This is a genomic window from Rhodopseudomonas pseudopalustris (genome assembly GCF_900110435.1).
Classification (GTDB): Bacteria; Pseudomonadota; Alphaproteobacteria; order Rhizobiales; family Xanthobacteraceae; genus Rhodopseudomonas; species Rhodopseudomonas pseudopalustris.
The window spans coordinates 131,913-156,053 of sequence record NZ_FODT01000012.1 but is presented as its reverse complement, the minus strand read 5'-3'; the positions used below and the strand labels follow the sequence as shown (position 1 = coordinate 156,053).

Genomic DNA, 24,141 nt, shown 5'->3' with positions numbered 1-24,141 from the left:
TCACATCTCCTTTGGGGACGACCCTCAAGGAGGCGTTCGATTCCCTAGACCAAAGGTATATTGTGCAACGCACAATATTTTTCAAGATCAAATGGCGGGCACGCCAGGGAAAACGACTGGCTTACCGCCATCGAACTTTGCAAAAACATCAATAAATCCAAGCTGCTTAACAAACCTTGAGCGAGCGCAAATTGACGCACCCGAAAGGTGCGTGTGCACCGCACTCTAGGGATGATACGAAGGCACGCTGGGCAATCGGCAACAGGTGTCAGAGCACCATCTGCGTCTGCGTCACCAGCGCGACCAGCCTGCCCTCCTCGGTCTCGATCCGGGTCTGCCAGACCTGGGTCCGTTTGCCCCGGTGCACCGGCGTGGCGATGGCGCGAACGGTGGTCCCCGCTTTGGCGGCCGCCACAAAGTTCGTCTTGCTCTCGAGCGTGGTCGTGCCTTTGGCGTCCGTTGGAAGATTGACGAAGGTCGCCGCGGCGCCGACCGTGTCGGCGAGCGCCATCACCGCTCCGCCATGGATCGCGTGGCCGAGGGTGCAGAGATCAGGCCGCACCAGCATGGTTGCGACGACGCGGTCCGGCGTGGCTTCGGCGAAGCTGATACCCATTGAAGCAGCAAACGGCAGCGGTTGCGAATTGATCAGCTCGAGCGGCGTCATCATCCCTCCTCGCGGCCCACTTGCACGCCGTGCGGCGGTGCGGGCTCGGTGTTAGTCCGGTGTGTCTTCGAACGTCGGCGGAACGTGCGTGCTTCGCCCGCCGAACACAATGACCTGTCAGGTCATGGCCCTCTATAGCGTTTCGAGCGAAGTGGATATCGGTGGATAACAGCTCGCGTCGAGAAAACGCATCATAACATCAAGTGAGAGCTTCGGTTCTGATTCAATCAGAACCAAAAAAGCTCTAAGTCGGCTCGACGCCGCACCACTCGGCAATGAACAGTGCGGTGGCCTTGGTGGATTGCCGCAGCGATTCGAGGTCGACGTATTCATTGAAGCCGTGCATCGCCGCGCCGCTGGCGCCGAAGCACAGGCTGGGGATGTTGTAGTTCAGCCCGTAGAACCGCGTGTCGGTCAGCGCGGTGAACACGAGATCCGACACCGCGCCGCCATAGACCGCATTGTAAGCCTTGCCGAAGGCTGCTTCGGGCTCGGCGGAATCCGTCAGTTCGTACCCGTCCGACAGAAAGCCCGACCACTCCACCTGCGGCGGATTGTTCGACAGAAACCGGTGATCGCGCGCTGCGGCCGCAACGCAAGCGAGGATCTCGGCCTGATGGTCGGCGACCGACCAGCCCGGCAGGATCGCGATCCGGCAGTCGACATCGCACCACGCCGGCACGCTGGAAGCCCAGTCACCGCCCTTGATGATGCCGGGATTGAAGTTGATCGGGTGCACTACGCCCTTGAAATGGTGGTCATCCGCCGCGCGCTTATTCCACTCCGCCTCGAGTGTCTCCAGCGCATGGATCAGATGATAGGCCGCCGTGATCGCGTTCGAGCCGGAGCCGGCTTCGAACACATGGACCGGATGGCCGCGCACCTTGAGACGAAACCAGATCACGCCGACCTGCGAGCGCACCATCTTTCCGCCGGTGGGCTCCGGAATGAAGCAGCAATCGGCACGATAGCCGCGCTGCAACGTCGACAGCGCGCCGACGCCCGTGCTCTCCTCCTCGATCACCGATTGGAAATGGATGCGCCCGGTCGGCGCCAGCCCCGCGGCCTTGATGGCGTCGAGCGCGTACAGCGCGCCGATGGTGCCCGACTTCATGTCGCACGCGCCGCGGCCATACATCCGGCCGTCCTTCACGACCGGCGAAAACGGCGGCGTGTCCCACATCTCCAGCGGTCCGGTCGGCACGACATCGCAATGTCCCTGCAGAATCAGCGAGCGGCCCGCGTTGTTCGCTGGACGGTAGGTCCCGACCACCGTTCGGGCCTTGGAGAAGTCGTGCGCGATCGGACCGTAGCCGCGCAGATCCTTCAAATCATCGAGGTCGATGTACCAGTCGTCGACCTCATAGCCGCGCTGCCGCAGCAGATCGCCGATCATATCCTGGCAAGGGCCTTCCGCGCCGCGCGTACTTGGGATCGCGACAAAATCTCGCGTGGCGGCAAGCTGGGCATCGAAGCCGGCATCGACGGCGTCAAGGATTCGGCGTTGGCGATCGTTGACACTCATACGGCGGTTGCTCCGTCTTGTTGTTGATCCGGCGAACGCGATCAAACCACAGATTGCCAAAATTTCCAGAGAGTTTGGTTGGGCCGTCGAATCACGCCATCGTCGGACCCGGCCCACGAAGGAGACCAGATGCCCTACGCTCGCTATGCCCGCCTGCCCTGTTCCGTCCTGATGTTGACGGGCGCCGTCGCATTGCTCTCGCTGGCGGGCCCTGCGGCTGCGCAGCACGTCTCGCGCGAACAGGACATCATCGATTTGCGGCTGGGTCAGAAAGTCCTGGTCGATGACGGATCGTGCCCCAACGGGCAGATCAAGGAAGTGATGGGAGCCACCCTGACCGAAGCAGGCGTCACCCGGACTGTTAAATGCGTGGCGCGCCTGCAGCGGCGTTGAACGGGCCGGATGGGTGAGATTGCCCGCGTGCGGCTATCCGGCTAATCGGCCGGGTCGAACATGCATTGCAGCGCCGGCTTCGCGATCAGCGTGAATGTCGCGCTGATCAGCGATTGCTTGGACGCAGGCACCCACTCGCTCTCGATCGTTGGCACGCCGCTTTCGCGCATTCCCCGCAGCAGCGCCTCGCGCAGGTCGCTATCCGGCACCACTGCAGCGGCGTGGTCGTGAAGACAACCGCAAACGGCGTCTGGATGCGCCCAGCGGCCCGCCATATGCCCGGTGCACTGGCGGATGAATTCCGTCCTTGGATCCTGAACCGCCAACAACGAGCGCGCCTGTGCCTGCGCGCTATTTCCTGCCATCAGCAAGCCTCCCAGCGCGACCGCACAGATACGGGACATCATCGACAGCCGACCAAGGCTCAAGTCAATCACGCGAGCAGCCCTATGTCTCGGCCACGATCATCGGCGCCCTGTGCGGCCGTCCAACCGATGTAAGAGAAAGCTCCGGCGCCCGGCAATCCGCCTTCGGAGGAGCCCGCAATCGACGGTCCGGCAAGCACGAACGCACAGGCGAGGAGCAGGCTCAGGATTCGCATCGACGTATCTCCGGATCGGACTCGGGCAGCGCGACCGCCATGATCTGTTGGCAGGCAGCTTGATAACCAAACGCTGTTTCCGGACGTCTGCTTCCTAACGGAAAATGGTTTCGTCGCCGATCCGATTGTTTCATCGCGGGGCGGAGCCATGAAACACAACGGAAGAAACGCGTTTTGTTTCAACAATCCGGTTCCGAAGGTCTTCCAGGTGATTTTGGGCGGCAAGCCATTCGGGCGTCAAACCATTCGCCCCAGTGCGAAACCGAGGCAAAATAACGCGGGCTGACATCAGAATGTCATTGCCGGAAGCTAATCAGACTACAGCCACGGCTGGGGCCGGAAAGTCCGGTGCTCCTGTGGCCTATTACTTCATGGGACTCGTTGCCACAGCCGTGGCGCGATCTGCAAGATTGTGTTAGCTTGCTTTCATCACGCACTTGGTACGAAGCAGCGCCGAGCGTTCCAGAAGCGCTGAAGCCGTATCGGATCATGGCTGTTGATTTGCTGGCAGTCACGACGAGCTGCCTGGGCCGATCTTGCGCGAATGCGCGGCCCGAGGCGTCGCCCCGATACATCACATCAGCCGTTCCCGACAACGGTCGTGCAACGATTTCGGTCGGCTCGCGTTGAAGAGGCTAGTGGAGGAACGTCGATGATAAACGATCCGCGTGTGAAAAGCGTGAAGACGGGCAGCGACCATGCTGTTGCGGGTCGCTTGGTTTCGGCCGTGACGACGTCGCGGAAGGCTGGACCTCCCGGGGAAATGGCTTTGCAGAGCTTATTCGGCCATCATGCAACACAGTCGATGCCACAGGGATTGGTTCGATTGGTCGGCTATCGCGACCCGTCGCGCCCATCAAGTGTGGAACTGCCGCGTACGAATCCGTCGAGATAATTTCGGCCCACGAGGCTCTCGACCTCAATCGGATTTTCGAACGCAATCGAACAACAGCGGAGCAAGAGGATTTGGCGGTTGCTCCGCTGCTGTCGAGTTCGCCGGAGTTACTTGAAGAACTCGCTGCACTTCTGGACCGCGGTATCGGATGCCCCCCACGGCATGATCGGCACCGATGACGTGGAGTTCTTCGGAGATCCCTCAATCAACCGGTCCGAGTAGACCATGTAGACCAGCACATTGCGTTTAGTGTCACAGCCCCGGACGATCTGCATTCTTTTGAAAAACATCGAGCGGCGCTTGCTGAACATGTCATCGGCCTGCTCGAGCTTATCCTTGAATCGGATCGGGCCGATCTGACGGCACGCCAGCGAGATGTCGGAGACTTCGTCCGCCAGGCCGAGCCATCCCTTGAACCCGCCCCGCTCCGGCACCGTGAAGTGGCAGGCGACGCCTTCGATCTCCGGATCGTCGATCCCATAGGTCGCGAGCTTGTCATTGGGACTGAGCAGCTTGAACACCGTGGAACGTCGGAAGACCAGGTCCGGATCATCGGCCGCTGCGGCAGATGCACATGACAGCGCGGTCACGGCGAGCGCAGCGAAAGCAGCGCATTTCAAGCGGTTCAGGACGGGTGTGGCGCGGCGAAGTCTCATCAGAATCTCCGTAAGCAGGCTGGCTGTCAGCCATGTGGGGGGCGACGAACCGTTGCGAAAGATGCCGGCGCACCCCGACTCTCGTTTAACCTCCTGTGAAGCTTTTTTGTTAAGGTTTGAATCAAATGCGCGGGCGAATACCGCGCCGACGCTGGTGAACGCGTATCGCGCCTGCGACACTAATCTGAGATTTCGTTCAATAGATTCGGGGACCACCGCGTGCGCCTGGAACAATCATCGAATTCGCCCGGACCTTCATTGCGCACCGGTAAGAGCGAGCTCAGCCCCGCAATCGTTTCCAGAGCTGCAATACGCGCCGGGATCCTGACTGCCGCAGGCGTCTTCGCTCTAGTCCCCGAAGCCAACGCCACGACCTGGTGGTGGCCGGAAAACGACAATGCAGTCTATGCCCCCGCTCAGCCGCCCCAAAAGCGGTATCCGCGGAAGCATCACCAACTCGACTCTCGACAGGAAAAGCTGATCGAGAAGCAGGCGACGAAACCGCAAGGGCCGTTGCTGATTTCGGTGTCGATCGATCAGCAGAAGCTCCGCGTCTACGACGCCAATGGCTTGCTTGCCGAATCGCCCGTGTCCACCGGGACCCGTAGCCACGCCACGCCGATGGGCGTCTTCAGCGTCATCCAGAAGAACAAATGGCACCGCTCCAACATCTACAGCGGCGCGCCGATGCCCTACATGCAGCGGATCACCTGGTCCGGCATTGCGTTGCACGCTGGCATGGTGCCGGGATACCCCGCATCTCACGGCTGCATCCGAATGCCGACGGCGTTCGCCACGAAGATGTGGGGTTGGACCCGAATGGGCGCACGAGTGATCGTCACGCCCGGCGACATTACGCCGACCAACTTTACGCACGCACTGCTGCTGACCAAGAGGCCCGCGCCCCCGGAGGCGCCGATGGCCTCCGATCCGCAGACGCCGACCAAATCGTCGAAATCCGACAAGGCCGGCGCGACTGAGCCGGCTAACGACTCGACATCCGCGCAACCTCCCGAGTTGCGCGCCAGCATTTCACTCGATGAGCCACGGGCTTCGGTGAAAACCGCCGACGCCAGCGCGACAAGCCCAAGCGGGAACGTCGTTCTGTCGGACTCCTCGAGGCGCCAGGACTCGTCAGAGCCGTTGGCTGCTCCCATGACCACCGCCAGCGCCGATGCACCTGCCGAATCGAGCGGCGGCGTCAGCAAGGACGACTCCGCCGACCGGACCGCCGACGCCCCGCCCCTGAATGACGTTTCCAAAGCAACCGGCGCCGAGCCGGATGCCGTCGACCCTTCGACCACCGCGACGATCGAAAAGGCGGCCGCGCCAAAGGCCGACGAATCCAAGGCTGTTGCCGCTGAAAAGGCGTTGCCTTCCAACGAGAAGACGCCGTCTGTTCAGACCTCGGATAAGCCCGACGGAAGCCCCGATGCGGTTCAGAGCAAGGACCAGTCCCGCGCCACCGATTCTGCCGAGAAACCCGCAGCCGAACTGCCCGTCGCCAAGCGCGGCGGCGGCCAGATTGCCATCTTCGTCAGCGGCAAGGACCAGAAGCTCTACGTCCGGCAAAACATGACCCCGCTGTTCGACGTGCCGGTCGCGATCGCGCCGAGTGACCGCCAGCTCGGCACTCACGTCTTTACCGCTGAACTGGCCAAGGACGACAGCATCCGCTGGACAGTAGTGTCGATGCCGAGCTCGCGCCGGACCGAAGACCAGAGCAACTCCCGCCGTCCCAAGAAGAACTTAGCGACAGAGGTGAAGGCTTCGTCTGAGACCGATAGCCCTGCCGCCGCGCTGGATCGACTGACGATCCCGCCGGAGGCAATGGCACGGGTCGCGGAAGCCATCACCACCGGCGCATCGCTCATCGTGTCCGATCAAGGCATCACGGCCAGCGGTGAAACCGGCCAGGGCACCGATTTCATTGTCCGGTTGCGGTAACCCGCCTCCTCCCGATCAATTGCCGGCCAAGCCCCCGGAAGCTGGTTGGTCGATTGTGTCGGTCAGCTGCGCAAGCCAACTGTGCGAATCTGCGGGCAACTCGTCGCGGACGAAGGATTAACGTTGCCCGGGCCGCTTTCATGCCTCTAGTTTGACGGCAATATGCGGCAGCGACTGCTGTGGCCTTTTGGCCGGCAGTGGACGACGGCGGAAGGACAACGGATATGCGGATCGCGACGGGTCTCCTGGTTGCAGGTGCAGTTTCTCTGAGCGCGCTCGGTGCGGCATGGTCCCAGGCGGCGCCGAAAACCAATGGCGCCACCGCTCAGCCGGCTCCCCCGCAGGCTGCTCCAGCTCCGGCGCCTGCTCCCGCTAAACAGGCTTGCGCCAATCCCGACGCGCTGGGCGTCGGCCGCGTCGTCGAGATCGACACCACTGGCGGTCCGGGATTCGGCTTCGAACACTTCAAGCAGCTCGATTTCCTGCGCGACAAGGAAGTCGTGCTCACCTTCGACGATGGCCCTTGGCCGAGCAACACGCCGGCGGTGGTGAAGGCGTTGGCCGACCAATGCACCAAGGCTATCTTTTTCCCGATCGGCAAACACGCCACCTATCACCCCGAGATCCTCAAGCAGGTTGCGGCGGCCGGCCACACCATCGGCTCGCACACCTGGTCCCATGCCAATCTCAGCAACAAGAAGCTGACCGAGCAACAGGCCAAGGACGAGATCGAAAAGGGATTCGCTGCAGTGAAATGGGCGATCGGCACCGCGCCCTCGCCATTCTTCCGCTTCCCGGCGCTGCAGCACCCTCCGGCGCTGGTGACATACCTCGGCACTCGCAACGTCGCGATGTTCTCCTGCGATCTGGACTCGTTCGACTTCAAGGCCCGGAAGCCCGAGCAGGTGATCGACACCGTGATGAAGAAGGTCGACAAACTCGGCAAGGGCATCATCCTGATGCACGACTTCCAGAAGAGCACGGCGGAGGCGTTGCCCGAACTGCTGCGGCGCCTGAAGGCCGGCGGCTACAAGGTCGTGCAGATGAAGGCCAAGGCGCCGGTCCAGACGCTGCCGCAATACGACGAGGAACTCGTCAAGAGCGCCGCACTGCCGACCGTCAGCGCGCGTCCGGTCAGTTCCGTGGTGCAGACGATCTCCGAGTGATTGGATAGCAATCTTGCGTTCTCATCCCCTGACGAACCGATGACGGGCGCGCCGACGCTCCGGATCGAAGGCTTCGTGATTGTCTCTGCCGAGGGCAACCTGGCGGATGACGATGGCGTTATGCCGGATGCGCTGAAGTTCCAGGGCGACCAGCAGTTCTTCTCCTCCTCGCTCGACCGCGCCGCGCTGATCGTCCACGGCCGCAACTCATTCGAGGATCAGCCGAACTCGCCGCAGCGCAAGCGCGTGCTTGTGACACGGCAGATCGAAAGCGTGGCGCCGGACGACACCAACCCCAACGCCGTGCTCTGGAATCCCGCCGGTGCGTCATTCGAGCAGGCCTGTGCGAAGGCCCAAATCGACGCCGGCATGGTCGCGATCATCGGCGGGCCGGACGTCTTCGCGATGTTCTTCGATCGCTACGACACATTCTGGCTGTCGGAAGCGCTGAACGTAAGCCTGCCCGGCGGCCAGCCCTGCTTTCCCGGCGTTCCGGCGCAGACGCCACAACAGCTCCTCGCCGCCCATGGGTTGACCGCGGCGGAACGGATCGTGTTCGACGCCGGCCAAGATGTCGGCGTCACACCGTGGCGACGAAGCTGAACCTTACACGTCGTTATAAGCCGGCTCAGCAGGCCTCGCTCCGCGGCCGATCCCGGCGATGATGAACAGCCCGCCGATCAGCGACAGGTTCTTCAGCGCATGGATCAGATTGTTCTGCGCGTCGACGCCGGTCTGGTTCCAGAAATCGTGATAGTAATAGATCGTCATCGCAACGAACAGGATCAGGATCAGCGCGAAGAAGCGCGCGCCGAAGTTCAGCGCGATCAGGATGCCGCACAACAACTCAGTGGCGCCTGCCGCGATCGCCAGCATCTGAGCGAACGGCATCCCCCCGGCGAGGCCTTCGAGCTGGGAGGTGTAGGTTGTCAGCATCTCCGGAATGACGATCTTCTGCGTCATCTGGGTGGTCGCGGCGATGTCGAGCAGCTTTGAAGCCCCGGAGAAGATGAACAGCACCGAGAAAAGGAAGCGCCCGAGAGCTATGAAGGCAGGCATTTTCGACCCCACTGGCAACGGCGAAAGCGGCGCAAACGCGCCGCAAGTATGAAGGGTCGCCCTGTGGTTTTCAAACGGTCAAACAATAGGCCGGCGGCTTACGCACCGCCGGCTGTGCAATTATTCACTTCGCTCGAAACGGCTCAACCGAACAGCGTACGCTGATGCCGCCCGGCCCGCTCCTGGGCTTCGACCACGGCGACCGCGGTCATGTTCAGAATGCCGCGCGACGTCACAGACGGCGTCAGGATGTGTGCCGGCCGCGCCGGTCCGATCAGGATCGGCCCCACCGGCAACGCCTCTCCCACCACCTTGATCATCTGGTAGGCGACGTTCGCAGTATCGAGGTTCGGCATGATCAAAATATTTGCGCCGCCTTCGAGCCGCGAATGCGGCAGGATCAGTTCACGCGCGGTCTGCGAAAGCGCCGTATCGCCCTGCATTTCGCCGTCAGCTTCGATCTCGGGATGACGCTCCGCGAGCAGTGCGGTTGCGCGGCGCATCTTCATCGACGACTCGGTCGGATAGCTGCCGAAATCCGAGTGAGACAGGAAGGCGATTCTCGGCTTGATGTTGAAGCGCTGCACATGGACTGCGGCAAGCGCGGCCACCTCGGCCAATTCCTCTGCGGTCGGATTGGGCCGCACTTGGGTGTCAGCGATGAAGATCGCACCCCTGCCGGTGATCAGCAGCGCCAGCGCCGCATAGTCCGAGACGCCGGGCAGCGAACCGATCACATCGCGCACATGGCGCAGATGGTTCATGTAGCGGCCGTCCAGACCGCAGATCATCGCGTCGGCTTCGCCGCGCGCCACCGCGAGCGCTGCGATCACCGTGGAGTTGGTCCGCACCACGGTGCGGGCCGCCGCCGGCGTCACGCCGGCGCGACCGGCGATGTCGATATAGGACTGCACGTAAGAGCGATAGCGTGGGTCGTCCTGCGGATTGACCAGGTCGAAATCCTCGCCGGGCCGGATCGACAGACCGGATCGCTTGATCCGCGCCTCGACCACCGACGGCCGGCCGACCAATATCGGTCGCGCCAGCTTTTCTTCGAGGATCACCTGCACGGCGTGCAGAACCCGCTCGTCCTCGCCTTCAGCGTAGATCACCCGCACCGGCTGTGCCTTGGCCTTGGCGAACAGCGGCTTCATCACGAGTCCGGACCGGAATGCGAAGCGCTCGAGCTGGGCGTAGTAGTCGTCGAACGAGGTGATCGGCCGGGTCGCAACGCCGGAATCCATCGCCGCCATCGCCACCGCAGGCGCGATGCGCAGGATCAGCCGGGGATCGAACGGGCTCGGGATCAGCGATCCCTCACCGAAGCCGAGCACTTCGTCGGTGTCGAGGCCCGCCGCGACCGGATCGGCCGGCGGATCACGCGCGAGTTGCGCGATCGCATCGACCGCAGCGACTTTCATCTCCTCGTTGATCGCGGTCGCGCCGACGTCGAGCGCGCCGCGGAAAATGTAGGGAAAGCACAGGACGTTGTTGACCTGGTTCGGCAAGTCCGAGCGACCGGTGCAGATCAAAGCGTCCGGACGCACCTTGCGGACCTCGTCCGGCATGATCTCCGGCGTCGGATTGGCGAGCGCCATCACCAACGGCTTCTCGGCCATTTGCATGACCATCTCTGGGGTCAGCACTTTCGGCCCGGATAGACCGAGGAACACATCAGCGCCGCCGATCACTTCGGCGAGGGTGCGCTTGTCGGTCTTCTGCGCGTAGACCGCCTTCCAGCGGTCCATCAGCACGGTGCGCCCCTCGTACACCAAGCCTTCGAGGTCACAGACCCAGATGTTCTTGCGCTCCGCGCCGAGCGACACCAGCAGGTTCAGACACGCCAGCGCAGCGGCGCCGGCGCCGGCGGTGACGATTTTGACCTCACTGAGTTCCTTGCGCTTCAACAGCAGTGCGTTCTTGACCGCAGCGCAGACGATGATCGCAGTGCCGTGCTGATCATCGTGGAACACCGGGATCTTCATCCGCTCCTTGAGCTGCGCCTCGATCTCGAAGCACTCCGGCCCCTTGATGTCCTCGAGATTGATGCCTCCGAAGGTCGGCTCCAGCGCGGCCACCGTCTCGACCACGCGCTCCACCGTGTCGGCGGCGATCTCGATGTCGAACACGTTGATGTCGGCGAATTTCTTGAACAGAACCGCCTTGCCTTCCATCACCGGCTTGGACGCGAGCGGGCCGATATTGCCGAGGCCGAGCACCGCCGTGCCGTTGGTGACCACCGCGACCAGATTGCCACGCACCGTCAGCGTGGCGGCCTGACCCGGATCGGCGGCAATCGCGTTACAGGCGGCGGCGACGCCCGGCGAATAGGCCAGCGCGAGGTCGCGCTGGTTGGCCAGCGGCTTCGACGCGTGGACCTCGAGTTTGCCGGGACGCGGCAGCCGATGATAGGCCAGCGCCGCAGCTTGAAGGTCTTCATAATTGGACGCCATGCATTCTCCCGGCGGCTTCGTCGTCGGCATCGGACCGTCGCGTCGACCGTTATCAGTTTTCTGGCAGATTGAGACGGATATGCAGCTCGCGCAACTGCTTGGGCGTCACCTGTGACGGCGCTCCCATCAGCAGGTCCTCGGCTCGTTGGTTCATCGGGAACAGCGAGATCTCACGCAGATTGTTGGTGCCGCATAGCAGCATGACGATGCGGTCGACGCCGGCGGCCATGCCGCCATGCGGCGGCGCGCCGTATTGGAAGGCGCGGTACATGCCGCCGAAGCGGTCCACCACTTCCTGCTCGCCATAGCCGGCGATCTCGAACGCCTTCACCATCGCCTCGGGGCGATGATTGCGGATGCCGCCGGAGGCGATCTCGAAGCCGTTGCAGGTGATGTCGTACTGGAACGCCTTGATCGTCAGCGGATCCTGACCGAGCAACGCATCCATACCGCCCTGCGGCATCGAGAACGGGTTGTGCGAGAAGTCGACCTTCTTGTCGTCCTCGTTGTACTCGTACATCGGGAAGTCGACCACCCAGGCGAGCGCGAACTGATCCTTGTCGATCAGGTTGAGCTCCTCGCCGACCTTGGTGCGGGCGAGCCCGGCGAACTTCACGAATTTCGACGGATCGCCCGCGACGAAAAACGCGGCGTCGCCCGCCTTCAGGCCGAGCGCGGCGCGGATCGCTTCGGTGCGCTCGGGGCCGATGTTGTTGGCCAAGGGACCAGCGCCCTCGCCGCCTTCTCGCCACATGATGTAGCCGAGGCCGGGCTGGCCTTCGCCTTGCGCCCAGGAGTTCATCCGGTCGCAGAACGCGCGGCTGCCGCCGCCCGGTCCCGGGATCGCCCAGACCTGATTACGCTCTTCTTCGAGCATCCGCGCGAACACCTTGAAGCCGGAGCCGCGGAAGTGCTCGGAGACATCCTGCATCTCGATCGGATTGCGCAGGTCCGGCTTGTCGGTGCCGTATTTGCGCATGCTGTCGGCATAAGGAATCCGCGGCCACCCCTTGGTGACGCGCTTGCCTTTGGCAAAATCTTCGAACACGCCGGTGATCACCGGCTCCATCGCAGCAAAAACATCGTCTTGCGTGACGAAGCTCATCTCGACGTCGAGCTGATAGAACTCGCCGGGCAGCCGGTCGGCGCGCGGGTCTTCGTCGCGGAAGCACGGTGCAATCTGGAAGTAGCGGTCGAAGCCCGACATCATCAGCAGTTGCTTGTACTGCTGCGGCGCCTGCGGCAGCGCGTAGAACTTGCCTGGATGAATCCGGCTCGGCACCAGGAAGTCGCGCGCGCCTTCCGGCGACGATGCGGTCAGGATCGGCGTCTGGAATTCGAAGAAGCCCTGCTGCTTCATCCGCGCGCGCATCGAGTCGACGATCGCGCCGCGGGTCATAATATTCTGGTGCAGCTTCTCGCGGCGCAGGTCGAGGAAGCGATAGCGCAGCCGGACATCCTCGGGATATTCCTGCTCGCCGAACACCGGCAGCGGCAATTCGCCGGCCGGACCCAACACTTCGATCTCGGTGATGAACAATTCGATCTTGCCGGTCGGCAAATCGTCATTGTCGGTGCCTTCGGGGCGGCGTCGCACGCGTCCGTCGATCCGCACCACCCATTCGGCGCGCAGCTTCTCGGCGTCCTTGAACGCCGGCGAGTCGGGATCGGCGACGCACTGGGTCAGGCCGTAATGGTCGCGCAGGTCGATGAACAGCAAGCCGCCATGGTCGCGGATGCGATGGCACCAGCCGGACAGGCGGACGGTCTGATCGATATCGCTGTCGCGGAGCGCGCCGCAAGTATGGGTTCGGTAACGGTGCATGGAAATCCCGGGAAAGCCGTCTAGGGGCAGAATCGAGCGTCCGCAGCCTTGCGGAGAGCGTCAGGGTTTACCCGAGCGAACCCATCGCGGCAACCAAATGCGGCCTTCGGTCGGCCGCATTCCAACGCCTTGACGCCCGACGCTGCCGGTCTGGGCGAGCTTGGCGACGCCGGTCCTTGCTAACGATCGCAGGAAGTCGGCAGAAGATATTGATGCGGGACGCTTTCCGGCTGATTGTCAGGGCAGCGAACCATTCCTATCTGGTGCCGGATGACAGTCCATTTCCCGTTTGACAACAGCTACGCGGCGCTGCCGGAAAACTTCTTCGCGCGGGTGGCTCCGACCCCGGTCGCCGCCCCGCGGCTGATCAAGCTCAACCGCCCGCTGGCCGAGCGGCTCGGGCTCGATCCGGACTGGCTGGACAGCCCCGAAGGCACGGAAATCCTCGCCGGTGCCCGCCTCCCGGAGGGCGCAGCCTCGATCGCGATGGCCTATGCGGGACACCAGTTCGGGCAATTCGTGCCGCAACTCGGCGATGGCCGCGCCATCCTGCTCGGAGAGGTAATCGACCAGGACGGCGTCCGCCGCGACATCCAGCTCAAGGGCTCCGGCCGCACGCCGTTTTCGCGGATGGGCGACGGCCGCGCCGCGCTCGGCCCGGTGCTGCGGGAGTATATTGTCAGTGAGGCGATGGCCGCGCTCGGCATCCCGACCACCCGCTCGCTCGCCGCGGTCCTGACAGGCGAACGCGTGGTGCGCGACCAAATTCAGCCCGGCGCGGTGCTGACGCGTGTCGCGTCGAGCCACATCCGCGTCGGCACATTCCAGTTCTTCGCCGCGCGCGGCGACCGCGAGGCGGTCCGGGCGCTGGCCGACCACGTCATCGCCCGGCACTATCCGGAGGCGGCGCAGGCCGACGCGCCCTACCTGGCGCTGCTTGAGGGCGTAATTGCGCGGCAGGCCGATCTGATCGCACGCTGGATGATGATCGGCTTTATCCACGGCGTGATGAACACCGACAATTGCTCGATCGCCGGCGAAACCATCGATTACGGCCCCTGCGCCTTTATGGACACGTTCGATCCCAAGACGGTGTTCTCCTCGATCGACCACATGGGCCGCTACGCCTTTGGCAACCAGCCGCCGATCGCGCTGTGGAACCTGACCCGGCTCGCCGAGTGCCTGGTGCCGCTCCTGTCCGCCGACGAGGACAAGGGCGTCGAGATCGCCCAGACCGTGCTCGGCGGCTTCGCCGAACGCTTCAATGCCACCTATCTGGCGGGGCTTGCGGCCAAGCTCGGCCTTTTCACCACCCAGGCGGACGATGCGCAGCTCTCGCAGGATTTTCTGGCCGCGATGGCCAAAGGCCGGGCCGATTTTACCCTCACCTTCCGCCGGCTGAGCGACGCCGCCATCGATCCGACCGAACTCGGCACGGTCCGGGCGCTGTTCGACGATCCTGCCGCCTTCGACGACTGGGCGCCGCGCTGGCGGCAACGGGTAACGGCCGAGCCGCAGGACGGCGCAGCCCGGCAGGCGGCGATGCGGGCGGTCAATCCGGCCTACATTCCGCGGAACCACCGGGTCGAGGCGGCGATCCGCGCCGCGGTCGATAAAGACGACTTCGGGCCGTTCCACGAACTGCTGACGGTGCTCACCAACCCCTTCCGGGAACAACCGGAATTCGACCGCTATGCGGACCCGCCGCAGCCCCATGAACGCGTGCTCGAAACCTTCTGCGGAACTTGATCGCCGCCCTTCGAGCGTGTCTAGTGCTTCGGATTCGATGGCTTTTTGGGCGACGACGCAGTGCCGGTCAATCACGCCCCGACGCCACCATTTCCGGAACGTGACAGAGTTTGATGGACCTGATTTCCACCACCGAGCAGCTCGCTGACGTCTGCACCCGCCTCGCCAGCCACCCCGTCATCACGGTCGACACCGAATTTCTGCGCGAGACGACCTATTATCCCCTGCTCTGCGTCGTGCAGATGGCAAGCCCCGATGAAGCGGTGGTGGTCGATACGCTGGCGCCGGGCATCGACCTCAAGCCATTCTTCGACCTGATGGCGAACGAGAACGTCCTGAAAGTCTTCCATGCCGCCCGTCAGGACATCGAAATCGTCTGGCACCGCGCCGGGATCGTGCCGCACCCGATCTTCGACACCCAAGTCGCGGCCATGGTGCTCGGCTATGGCGACAGCATCGCTTATGACCAGCTCGTTGAGCGCATCACCGGTCACCGGCCGGACAAGACCCATCGCTTCACCGACTGGTCGCGCCGGCCTCTGACCGACGAACAGCTTCACTACGCCGTCTCCGACGTGACCCATCTGCGCGACGTGTTTGCCGCGCTCGACGCCGACCTCAAGAAGCGCGACCGCAGCGATTGGGTCAGCGAGGAGATGGAAATCCTCACCTCGCCGAAAACCTACGACTTCCATCCCGAGAGCGCTTGGGAGCGGCTGAAAACCCGGGTTCGCAAGCCGAAGGAGCTTGCGGTCTTGATGGAGGTCGCTGCCTGGCGCGAACAGGAAGCCCAGACCCGCGACGTGCCACGCAGCCGCGTGCTCAAGGACGATGCGCTTGGCGACATCGCAACCCATGCACCGACTTCGCTGGAACGGCTTGCAACTCTCCGCTCGCTGCCGAAGGGGTTCGACCGCTCGAAATGGGGCACGGAGATCGTCGCCGCGGTCCAGCGCGGTCTGGCGCGCGACCCGCAGACGCTGCCGAAGATCGACAAGCCGCGCAACAATTCCAACGGCTCCTCCATCGTCGAGTTGCTGAAGGCGCTGCTGAGGATGACCTCGGAGCGCCACGCTGTCGCGGCCAAGGTGATCGCCACCGTCGACGACCTGGAGCAGATCGCGTGCGACGACAATGCCGACGTCGGGGCGCTCCGCGGTTGGCGGCGTGAACTGTTCGGCGATGCCGCCTTGGCGCTCAAGCAAGGCCGCCTCTCGCTCGCGATCGAAAAAGGCAAAGTGGTGCGGGTCGACCGCACCGCGGACGCAGGACGGCCCGTCGCAGATCAATGATCGTTCGTCAGCCGCCCAATCTGTTCCAGCTGTTCTTTCTGGTTCGGGGCTCAGTAGTACAGCGGATCTATCCGCAGGCCTTGGCCATCGCTGGACTTTCGGTCGCGGTGGTCTGGACGCATCATGCCTATCCAGGGCTGGTCGCCGATTTCAACAGCGCACCGTTCGCCGTGCTCGGGATCGCGCTGTCGGTCTTCATGGGCTTTCGTAACAGCGCCTGCTACGATCGCTGGTGGGAGGCACGTCGGCATTGGGGCGAACTGATCTGTCTCAGTCGCAACCTGTCGCGCCAGACCTTGATCCTGCAACAGTCGGGCGACGGTACCGACCTCAGCCGACCGACGCTGTTGACGCTGGCGATCGCCTTTGCCCAATCGCTGGTTCTCCACCTCCGCCCCGGCGGCGACACCGACAAGGTCGAGCGACGCCTCACGCCCGAGATTCTGGCGCGCTACAACACCAGCCGCAATCCACCCGAGGTGTTGCTGGCGGCCATGCAAGCCGAAATCGCCGCGCAGCATCGCAACGGTCAGCTGCGCGACATCCCGTTCCAAATGCTCGACCACACCATCGGGCAAATGGCGATGGTGCAAGCCGCCTGCGAACGGATCCGTTCGACGCCAGTGCCGTTCGGCTACACGCTGCTCCTTCACCGAACGGCTTATGTGTACTGCTTCCTGCTGCCTTTCGGCTTCGCCAACACGCTCGGCTGGTTGACGCCGTTCGCCACTGCGCTGGCGGCCTATACGTTCTTCGGACTGGATGCGTTGGGATCCGAGCTGGAAGAGCCGTTCGGACAGCTCCCCAACGATCTGCCTATCGGAGCACTCGCCGACACGATCGAACTCAACCTGCGTGAGGCGCTCGGTGAAACCGACCTGCCCGCTCTGCCGCGCCCTGTCGACCACATCCTGATCTGAGCGGCGGCGGCAAAGCTCAGCGCCGCACGATCGTCCCGGCGCGGCCGACCATCCGGCCGAGTTGCTTGAAGCGGCTGCCGACGCGGTCGGCGACCAGGTCGACCAGCTCGTGTTCGAACACCAGCATCAGCTTACGGCCACTGCTGCGGAAATGCGTCGCCGGCAGCACGCCAGGCCGCGCCGCGCTGATCAGATGCGCGACCCGGAATGCGGCGCCGAGCAGCCGCGCGCGCTCGTCCATCGCCGGCGTCACCAGTTCGCGGACCGGTCCCGGCGGTTCGTTCTGCTCGCTGAATCCGGCATAGCGATAGAACACCGACAGCGCCATGAAGGCGCGTTCCTGGTGGGTCACGTCGCCGAAATTGCCGTTGGCGATCAGCGCCAGGGTCTGCTCGCCGCGATGATCGGGATGGACCCGCCAGCCGATATCCGACATCAGACAGGCAGCACGGCGCAGCCGTCGATCGTCCTCGGTCTCGCGCACCTTGGCGACGCGAAACAACCGGTCGGTCCATCCGATCAGTTCCTCGGCGTGGCGCGCCGAGCGCGACAGCAGCGCATTGAGGTCCTGTGCCGCGCATATCAGGCCGTCCTTGGCGCGCTCTGCGACCGGCAATTGCTCGTACAGCAATCCCTCGCGGACCCCGTAGGTCGAGAACACGATGGCCTTCGGTTTGGAAGCTTCGATGACGTATTCGAGGACCAGCGCCGCGTAGGCGAGCAACGGCCGCCTTGCATCGGCAACGAGGTCGATATCGGCGAGTTGATCGGTCGAGGCCAGCACGCGCAGCCGCTTGGCGAAGCGGAGCGCTTCCGCCGCCGGTATCGAATAGCCGTGCATCACTTTGAGCGAGTAGCCGCTTTGCGCGATGTGAATGCGGGCGAGCGCGCGCCAGGTGCCGCCGACCGCGTAGAAAGAGCGCCCGCGCGCGGCCTTCAACGGCAGCGCCCCCGCAAGCGCATCCTTGGCGATACGCTCGGCGCGCTTCAGTGATTTCTGCGAGGCGTCCTGGAGCGCCAGGCTGCCGAGCGGCAGCGTCACGCCCTTGCGAACCTGACTGCCGCGGACATCGATCAATTCCAGCGAGCCGCCGCCAAGATCGCCGACGATGCCGTTCGGCTTGTGCACGCCGGAGATCACGCCGAGCGCCGACAGCTTGGCCTCGCGCGGCCCCGACAAGATTTCGATGGTCACGCCGCAGATCTGCTCGGCCGCCGCGATGAATTCCAGCCCGTTGCTGGCGTCGCGGCAGGCCGCGGTGGCGATGGCGTAGACCCGGCTGACCTTCATCACCCGGATCAGCGCACGGAACCGCCGCAGCGCAGTCAGTGCCTTGTCTACGGCATCGGCCGCGAGCAGACCGGTGCTTTGCACCTCACGGCCGAGACCGCACAATGCCTTTTCGTTGAAAACCGTGATCAGGCTGCGCGCCAGCGACTCGTAGACCACGAGACGCACCGAATTCGAGCCGATATCGATCACGGCGACGCTGGTTTCGCGCCTGCGCGCCTGCCTGGTCAACGTCCCAGGTCCTCAAGAGGGCTGGTTGCGCTCCGAGCGACGCGTGAGGCGACGTGGCGACGATTCCTTGAGGGACTTTCCACGGCCGGACAGACTCGGATTGGTCATGAAGTAGTTATGGACGTTGAAAGGCTCCTCACCTTTCGCGGCCTTCATACGCGTCGACGACCCGTCCGGCAACAATTGCCAGCTTTGCTCGGTATCTTTCAGGTTCGCCACCATGATCTGTTCGAGGACTTGCTGGTGCACGGTAGGGTTGAGCAACGGGCACAACACCTCCACCCGGCGATCAAGATTGCGGGGCATCATATCGGCGGACGAGATGTACACCGCCGCCTTGGCGCTCGGGAGGCCGTGGCCATTGCCGAAGCAATAGATCCGGCCGTGCTCGAGGAACCGGCCGATGATCGATTTGACGCGAATATTCTCCGACAGGCCGGGAACGCCGGGGCGCAGGCAGCAGATGCCGCGAACCACCAGCTCCACAGGAACCCCGGCCCTGGAGGCCTCGTACAGCGCGTCGATGATCTCCGGGTCGACCAGCGAGTTCATCTTCAGCCAGATTGCCGCCGGCTTGCCGTGGCGTGCGAACGTCGTCTCGCCACGGATGTGGTTGAGCATCGTTCTGCGTAGCGTGATCGGCGACACCGACATCTTCTCGATATCGGTCGGTTCGGCATAGCCGGTGATGTAGTTGAACACCCGCGCCACGTCGCGACCGATGATCGGGTCGGAGGTGAAGAACGAAAGGTCGGTGTAGATGCGCGCTGTCACCGGATGGTAGTTGCCGGTGCCGGTGTGGACGTATGTGGTCAGCCCGGAATCTTCGCGCCGGACCACCAGCGACAGCTTGGCGTGTGTCTTCAGTTCGAGGAAGCCGTATACCACCTGCACGCCGGCGCGCTCGAGGTCGCGCGCCCAGCGGATGTTGGCTTCCTCGTCGAACCGAGCCTTCAGCTCGATCAGCGCGGTCACCGACTTGCCGGCCTCGGCGGCTTCCGCCAGCGCTTTCACGATCGGAGAATTGTTGGAGGTGCGGTACAGCGTCTGCTTGATCGCCACCACATTGGGATCGCGCGCTGCCTGCTGCAGGAACTGCACGACAACGTCGAACGATTCATACGGATGATGGACGATCAGGTCCTTCTGCCGGATCGCCGCAAACACGTCGCCGCCGTGATCGCGCACCCGTTCCGGGTGACGCGGCACATAGGGTGCGAATTCCAGGTCAGGGCGATCGAGCCGCGTCAATTGCGACAGTTCGTTCATCGCCAGCACGCCGTCGACCAGGGTCACCTCATCGTCGGAGGTGGCGAGCGCATGTTGCACGAAGGCGCGCAATTCCTCCGGCATCGAGGCTTCGAGCTTGAGCCGGATCACCGAGCCGTGGCGCCTGCGCTTCAGCGCGGTCTCCAGCAACCGAACAAGGTCCTCGGCTTCTTCCTCGATTTCCAGTTCGGAATCCCTGATCACCCGGAACGCACCCTGCCCCTTGACGACGTAGCCCGGGAACAATTGGCCGATGAACAGCGAGGTCGCCTGCTCCAGCGTGATCAGCCGCACCTCTTTGCCGGTCGAGGGCAATCGGATGAAGCGATCGATCTTTCCAGGCATGCGGATCAGCGCATTCATCGACTTGCCGTCGGTGACCCGCGCCAGCTGCAGCGCCATGGTGAAGCCGAGGCTTGGAATGAACGGAAAAGGATGTGCCGGATCGATCGCCAATGGCGTCAGCAACGGGAAGACGTGGTGCAGGAAGTAGTCGGAGAGCCAACTATGCTCAGTCTTACTGACGTCGCGACCGTCGAGCAGCACGATGCCGACCTCGGCGAGCGCGCTGCGCAGATCGCGCCAGATCGCCTGCTGGTCGCAGCCGAGCTTCGAGATCGCGTCGTTGATCAGCACCAGCTGCTCCGCCGGCGTCAGCCCGTCGGGACTCCGCTCGACGATGCCTTCGCGAACCTGGGCCTTGATGCCGGCGACGCGAACCATGAAGAACTCGTCGAGATTGTTCGCCGAAATCGACAGGAAGCGGACTCGTTCGAGCACCGGGTGGCGCGGATTGACCGACTCTTCGAGGACGCGGCGATTGAAATGCAGCCACGACAACTCGCGATTGATGAACCGTTCGGGCCCAGCAGCGATCACGGACGCCGGCTCGGGTCCGCCCTTTTTTTCTTCGATGACAATGGCTTGTTCGGCGTCCATGAGAAATCGGTCCAGTGCATTACGGGCGTCGTGCCGGGATCGGCGGTGCGGCCAGACAATGCTGCACGCACAAGACGTTTCCATGACATTGAGAGACCTGGCGAAGATGTCGTCAAGCCGGACCGACAGCCAGGATGCCGCAGGGACTCAGTCTTCGCGCAGGAGTTCGGCGGCGAGCGCGCGCGTCACCGGACGGCCGAGGCGCAAGGCCTCGGTGTCGAGCCGCTCCACCGCCTGGCGCGCGGCGGCAAAAGAGCGATCGATCCGGTTGGCGAGGTAGCCGACCAGATTGGCGTCGATGCTCATCTGGCGATCGGCGCAGAACTTGACGATCAGCGCCCGAAACAACGCGTCGTCGGGCGCCAGCAGCGAGACGACAGGAACCGCCCGCAATCGCGACCGCAGATCGCGCAACTCGGCCGGAAACGCCGAGGGCGCCAGCCGCGCCGTGATCAGCACATAGGCCTCGTCCTCACGCGCCAGATTCATCAAATGGAACAGGGCGCGCTCGTCGAAACTACCGGGAGTCAGATCTTCGACCACCAGAGCACCGGTAGCGAGTTCACCGGGTACGTTCGCGGGTGTCAGTGCCTGGGCCGATGTCGAACGCGCCCCCGCCTGCTCGGCCCAGATCGACGCCAGATGGCTCTTGCCGCTCCCCTCGGGGCCGACCAGCAGCATGATGCGGTTCGGCCAGTCGGGCCAGCTTTCGATCAGCTTGAGTGCGGCGGTGTTGGCGGTGCCTTCGAGGAAATCCTCGCGCGACAGGCTCTCGGCGTGCGGCAGGTCCAGAGCCAATTGACGGGGTTGTACGCGGACTGCCACGGGGTCGCTCCATGCCGGCCCGCTCTGCGCGGCCGGCCGACGCGTTTCAGCGGCGAGGCTCGATCGTGCTCATATGCCGCGTCCACTCAATGAGATAGAGGGAGACCGAAACCAAGGTCAAGAGCGTGACCGAAATCATGAGGATAAGGTCGTAAGGCGCCGGCTCAATGTCGAAACCGAGAGCGCCGAGCACGACCGCCGCAAATCCAACCTGTGCTACGGTATTCAGCTTGGAGACCATCAGCGGTTTCATCGGTACCGGCTTGCCGAACAGCCAGGAAATGATCACCGCCCCGACGATCATGATGTCGCGCGACACAACGAGGATCACCAGCCAGCGCGGGATCGCCCCCCAGATCCCAAGCGAAACATAGATCGAGACCAATAGCGCCTTGTCGGCCAGCGGGTCCAGCAACGCACCGAGCTCGCTGCTCATATTGAAGCGCTTGGCAAGAAACCCGTCGACCGCGTCGCTGACGCCGGCAATGACGAACACCGCGAAGGCGATTGCCATTTCATTCGACGCAATTGCCCAGACAATGACCGGCACCAGCAGGATGCGGCCAATCGTAATAATATTCGGAATGCTATTAGACAACGACATACATTTCATACGTTAGCCGACGTAAGTGTTTGATATTGTATCGCTTGCGTCGGCGAATTTGACAAGCTAGAACGGCATACATACAACTTTGGGGCGCATTTTTGGGCACGAGTACCGGAATTGGAAGCGTCGGCTATCAACTGCTTCGCGAATTATACTACGGTTTGGCTATTGGCTTTTCGTGGAATGCGGTGTGGCTCGACGAGAGCGAAACTTGGGTCTGGCGGCGGTTCAACCGCAGCACCGGCCGCATCGAGACAAGGCCGGCAACAGCCGAAGAGCAGACCGCGCTGCAAGCCTGGTGGTCGATCAAGTAAGGTCAGCCGAACATGGCGCCGAGCCCGCCGCCCAGCAGCGCCTTCCTGCGCTGCTGGTCTGCGGCCTGAGCTTCGGCCTGCTCCCGGTTTGCGCTCCCCGCGAACGCCGCGGCGAGATTGTCGAATGGCGAAGCCGACATTACGGCGGCCGGCGGCGCGCCCCACACGGTCGCCGCGGGTGTCGCGAGCAATCGCGAAGCAGGTGCGTCGGCCGTCACTGCCGGCGCGCCGCCGAACAGTTCCTGCGCCTTCCCGAACCTGTTCGCCCAGCCGTGCCCGGCTTCCGGGTTAGCCGCCGTGTAACCTGCGGGGCGCTCGTACATCATGCCGGCGCGCGTGGCGCTGCGGACGTCGGTCGAGGCGCGCAGCGCGTCGCCCGCCCGCTTCTCGGTCGTGTTCAGCTCGCGATCGAGATAGCCGAGTTGCGTGTCGAGGCTGTTCGCGTCCTGGCCCGTTTCGCGCGCGAAGTTGTAAAGGCCCGACAGGCGATCGCCGCGCCACTGAAAGACGCCCTTCGCGGTGCCGTTGTCGCCGACCGCGTCGGTTCGCAAGCCGCTCTCTTGAATGCCGTGGCCGACGAGCGCCGCCGCTTGATGCGGCTGATAGCCGCGCTTTAGCAGCCACTGCATCGCGTATTGGACACTATCGGCCATTTTGTCTCTTTACTTTAGCATACAAGCGACATACCACAATACGGAGAAACTCAACCGCAGAAGGTATCACCTATGCCTGACAGTGACAACGTGCTGAGGCCAGTATTCGGGAAGCGCGCGTTCGCGATCGACGCGGACTTCGATGGTGCGGAGGCCGAATGCGTCACCGCCGCAACAGAACGTGTTTTTTCGGATCCGCCACGCGAGATCGAGCCTTTGTCAGCCATTGACCCTACGACGTGGACCGGCAGAACGTCGCCGCGCGAGTATGTTGTAGCGCGAGTAAGAAACTTGCTACCGGTTGATGAACAAGGGTGTGTCTACAGATACGTCGTGGTTCAGCATATCGTTGGTGGCCTGCCCACCCAGGACCCGTGCGTCATGAACGGTTGGTTTGCGCGCTACTCCGACGCGGCGGCGTGCGCTAAGCTGCTGATCGAAAAACTACCTAAAGGTTGGGTGACGTACATCATGAAGTTGCACTCCGTTGTCGAAGCGTAAGCCCCTAACCGTCGCTCTGATAGCCCGCCGCTTTGGCGTCAGCGAAGCGGCGGTATATCGCATCATCCGCGTTGCCCGCGACAAGCAGTCTGATCATCTTTGGCCTGTCCGTGTGCTTGCGGAGCGGCAAGGGTTCAGTAAGGCGCTAACCACGAACGTTCTGATGGCGTTAAGGCGCGACGGCGATTCGGCGTTGCGAGAGCTGCGCCGCGGGGTTAGCGGCGCGGCTAGAGCGAACCTGTGCCGCACCATCCTGGCCTCCCGCGACCCGGACGTGAAAGCCGCGCTTGCGGAAAACAGGCGGATGCTTAAAAAGATCGCCTCCGGGGTCTGACGAGGCATGTCCAAGGCGCAAGCCCAAAG

22 protein-coding genes are annotated in these 24,141 nt (G+C 63.4%); 10 read left to right on the top strand and 12 right to left on the bottom strand.

Annotated elements, in window-relative coordinates; translation table 11 throughout:
- Nucleotides 1-268: 268 nt before the first annotated feature.
- A complete protein-coding gene (locus BMY71_RS20525; protein ID WP_092685993.1) occupies nt 269-667 on the bottom strand; it encodes a PaaI family thioesterase in 399 nt (132 codons plus the stop codon).
- A 244-nt stretch (nt 668-911) separates the two neighbouring features.
- Nucleotides 912-2,192: an ArgE/DapE family deacylase gene (locus BMY71_RS20520; RefSeq protein ID WP_092685972.1), complete on the bottom strand. Its 1,281-nt coding sequence runs from the start codon at nt 2,190-2,192 to the stop codon at nt 912-914.
- Nucleotides 2,193-2,321: 129 nt separating this feature from the next.
- On the opposite strand from BMY71_RS20520, the gene BMY71_RS20515 reads away from it, so the two are divergent.
- Entirely contained in the window at nt 2,322-2,585 is a 264-nt protein-coding gene (locus BMY71_RS20515) for a DUF6719 family protein (RefSeq protein WP_011503341.1), read from the top strand.
- A gap of 41 nt (nt 2,586-2,626) precedes the next feature.
- Here BMY71_RS20515 and BMY71_RS20510 read toward each other — a convergent pair whose 3' ends face one another.
- Both BMY71_RS20510 and BMY71_RS20500 read right to left on the bottom strand, forming a co-directional pair.
- Nucleotides 2,627-2,992: a hypothetical protein gene (locus BMY71_RS20510; RefSeq protein WP_041805352.1), complete on the bottom strand. Its 366-nt coding sequence runs from the start codon at nt 2,990-2,992 to the stop codon at nt 2,627-2,629.
- A 1,196-nt stretch (nt 2,993-4,188) separates the two neighbouring features.
- Nucleotides 4,189-4,737 carry a CreA family protein gene (locus tag BMY71_RS20500; RefSeq protein ID WP_092685970.1) on the bottom strand — a complete coding sequence of 183 codons (549 nt, stop codon included), beginning with the start codon at nt 4,735-4,737 and terminating at the stop codon, nt 4,189-4,191.
- Nucleotides 4,738-4,995: 258 nt separating this feature from the next.
- Here BMY71_RS20500 and BMY71_RS20495 point away from each other — a divergent pair, with 258 nt between their 5' ends.
- The 3 genes from BMY71_RS20495 to BMY71_RS20485 all read left to right on the top strand — a co-directional run bounded on the left by BMY71_RS20495 (nt 4,996) and on the right by BMY71_RS20485 (nt 8,453).
- Complete coding sequence (locus tag BMY71_RS20495) at nt 4,996-6,684, top strand: L,D-transpeptidase (protein ID WP_244526119.1); 1,689 nt, start codon at nt 4,996-4,998, stop codon at nt 6,682-6,684.
- Nucleotides 6,685-6,908: 224 nt separating this feature from the next.
- Nucleotides 6,909-7,850, top strand: a complete 942-nt coding sequence (locus tag BMY71_RS20490; RefSeq protein WP_011503345.1) for a polysaccharide deacetylase family protein — start codon at nt 6,909-6,911, stop codon at nt 7,848-7,850.
- Between the two features lie 39 nt (nt 7,851-7,889).
- A complete protein-coding gene (locus BMY71_RS20485) occupies nt 7,890-8,453 on the top strand; it encodes a dihydrofolate reductase family protein (RefSeq protein WP_092685968.1) in 564 nt (187 codons plus the stop codon).
- Between the two features lie 3 nt (nt 8,454-8,456).
- Here the strand turns inward: BMY71_RS20485 and BMY71_RS20480 are convergent, their stop codons facing one another.
- The 3 genes from BMY71_RS20480 to aspS form a co-directional block, all read right to left on the bottom strand.
- A complete protein-coding gene (locus tag BMY71_RS20480) occupies nt 8,457-8,909 on the bottom strand; it encodes a DoxX family protein (RefSeq protein ID WP_011503347.1) in 453 nt (150 codons plus the stop codon).
- 143 nt (nt 8,910-9,052) lie between these two features.
- Nucleotides 9,053-11,362 carry an NADP-dependent malic enzyme gene (locus BMY71_RS20475; protein ID WP_092685967.1) on the bottom strand — a complete coding sequence of 770 codons (2,310 nt, stop codon included), beginning with the start codon at nt 11,360-11,362 and terminating at the stop codon, nt 9,053-9,055.
- A gap of 52 nt (nt 11,363-11,414) precedes the next feature.
- Nucleotides 11,415-13,187 carry an aspartate--tRNA ligase gene (aspS, locus tag BMY71_RS20470; protein ID WP_092685966.1) on the bottom strand — a complete coding sequence of 591 codons (1,773 nt, stop codon included), beginning with the start codon at nt 13,185-13,187 and terminating at the stop codon, nt 11,415-11,417.
- A 270-nt stretch (nt 13,188-13,457) separates the two neighbouring features.
- Between aspS and BMY71_RS20465 the strand changes: the two genes are divergently transcribed.
- The 3 genes from BMY71_RS20465 to BMY71_RS20455 all read left to right on the top strand — a co-directional run bounded on the left by BMY71_RS20465 (nt 13,458) and on the right by BMY71_RS20455 (nt 17,148).
- Nucleotides 13,458-14,936 (top strand): protein adenylyltransferase SelO, encoded by a 1,479-nt coding sequence (locus BMY71_RS20465; RefSeq protein WP_092685965.1) that lies wholly within the window; start codon nt 13,458-13,460, stop codon nt 14,934-14,936.
- A gap of 113 nt (nt 14,937-15,049) precedes the next feature.
- Nucleotides 15,050-16,228: a ribonuclease D gene (gene rnd / locus BMY71_RS20460; RefSeq protein ID WP_092685964.1), complete on the top strand. Its 1,179-nt coding sequence runs from the start codon at nt 15,050-15,052 to the stop codon at nt 16,226-16,228.
- Nucleotides 16,225-17,148, top strand: coding sequence for a bestrophin family protein (locus BMY71_RS20455; protein ID WP_011503352.1), 924 nt, complete (start codon nt 16,225-16,227; stop codon nt 17,146-17,148). Before rnd ends, BMY71_RS20455 begins: the two co-directional genes overlap by 4 nt.
- A gap of 16 nt (nt 17,149-17,164) precedes the next feature.
- Here the strand turns inward: BMY71_RS20455 and ppx are convergent, their stop codons facing one another.
- The 4 genes from ppx to BMY71_RS20435 form a co-directional block, all read right to left on the bottom strand.
- Nucleotides 17,165-18,670: an exopolyphosphatase gene (gene ppx, locus BMY71_RS20450; RefSeq protein WP_092685963.1), complete on the bottom strand. Its 1,506-nt coding sequence runs from the start codon at nt 18,668-18,670 to the stop codon at nt 17,165-17,167.
- Nucleotides 18,671-18,682: 12 nt separating this feature from the next.
- On the bottom strand, nt 18,683-20,878 hold the full coding sequence (locus BMY71_RS20445; RefSeq protein WP_041805353.1) for an RNA degradosome polyphosphate kinase: 2,196 nt from the start codon (nt 20,876-20,878) through the stop codon (nt 18,683-18,685).
- Between the two features lie 147 nt (nt 20,879-21,025).
- Nucleotides 21,026-21,703 (bottom strand): P-loop NTPase family protein, encoded by a 678-nt coding sequence (locus tag BMY71_RS20440; RefSeq protein WP_011503355.1) that lies wholly within the window; start codon nt 21,701-21,703, stop codon nt 21,026-21,028.
- Between the two features lie 46 nt (nt 21,704-21,749).
- Nucleotides 21,750-22,307, bottom strand: coding sequence for a CDP-alcohol phosphatidyltransferase family protein (locus BMY71_RS20435; RefSeq protein WP_092685962.1), 558 nt, complete (start codon nt 22,305-22,307; stop codon nt 21,750-21,752).
- Between the two features lie 101 nt (nt 22,308-22,408).
- On the opposite strand from BMY71_RS20435, the gene BMY71_RS24550 reads away from it, so the two are divergent.
- On the top strand, nt 22,409-22,624 hold the full coding sequence (locus tag BMY71_RS24550; protein WP_139202704.1) for a hypothetical protein: 216 nt from the start codon (nt 22,409-22,411) through the stop codon (nt 22,622-22,624).
- Between the two features lie 2 nt (nt 22,625-22,626).
- On the opposite strand, the gene BMY71_RS20430 is transcribed toward BMY71_RS24550, so the two are convergent.
- Nucleotides 22,627-23,277: a phage tail tip lysozyme gene (locus BMY71_RS20430; protein WP_139202703.1), complete on the bottom strand. Its 651-nt coding sequence runs from the start codon at nt 23,275-23,277 to the stop codon at nt 22,627-22,629.
- A gap of 72 nt (nt 23,278-23,349) precedes the next feature.
- Between BMY71_RS20430 and BMY71_RS20425 the strand changes: the two genes are divergently transcribed.
- The gene (locus BMY71_RS20425; RefSeq protein ID WP_092685960.1) at nt 23,350-23,778 is read left to right on the top strand and encodes a hypothetical protein; all 429 of its coding nucleotides are present in this window, start codon (nt 23,350-23,352) and stop codon (nt 23,776-23,778) included.
- Complete coding sequence (locus BMY71_RS24545; RefSeq protein ID WP_139202702.1) at nt 23,765-24,112, top strand: hypothetical protein; 348 nt, start codon at nt 23,765-23,767, stop codon at nt 24,110-24,112. The genes BMY71_RS20425 and BMY71_RS24545 overlap by 14 nt, the downstream gene beginning before the upstream one ends.
- Nucleotides 24,113-24,141: the final 29 nt, after the last annotated feature.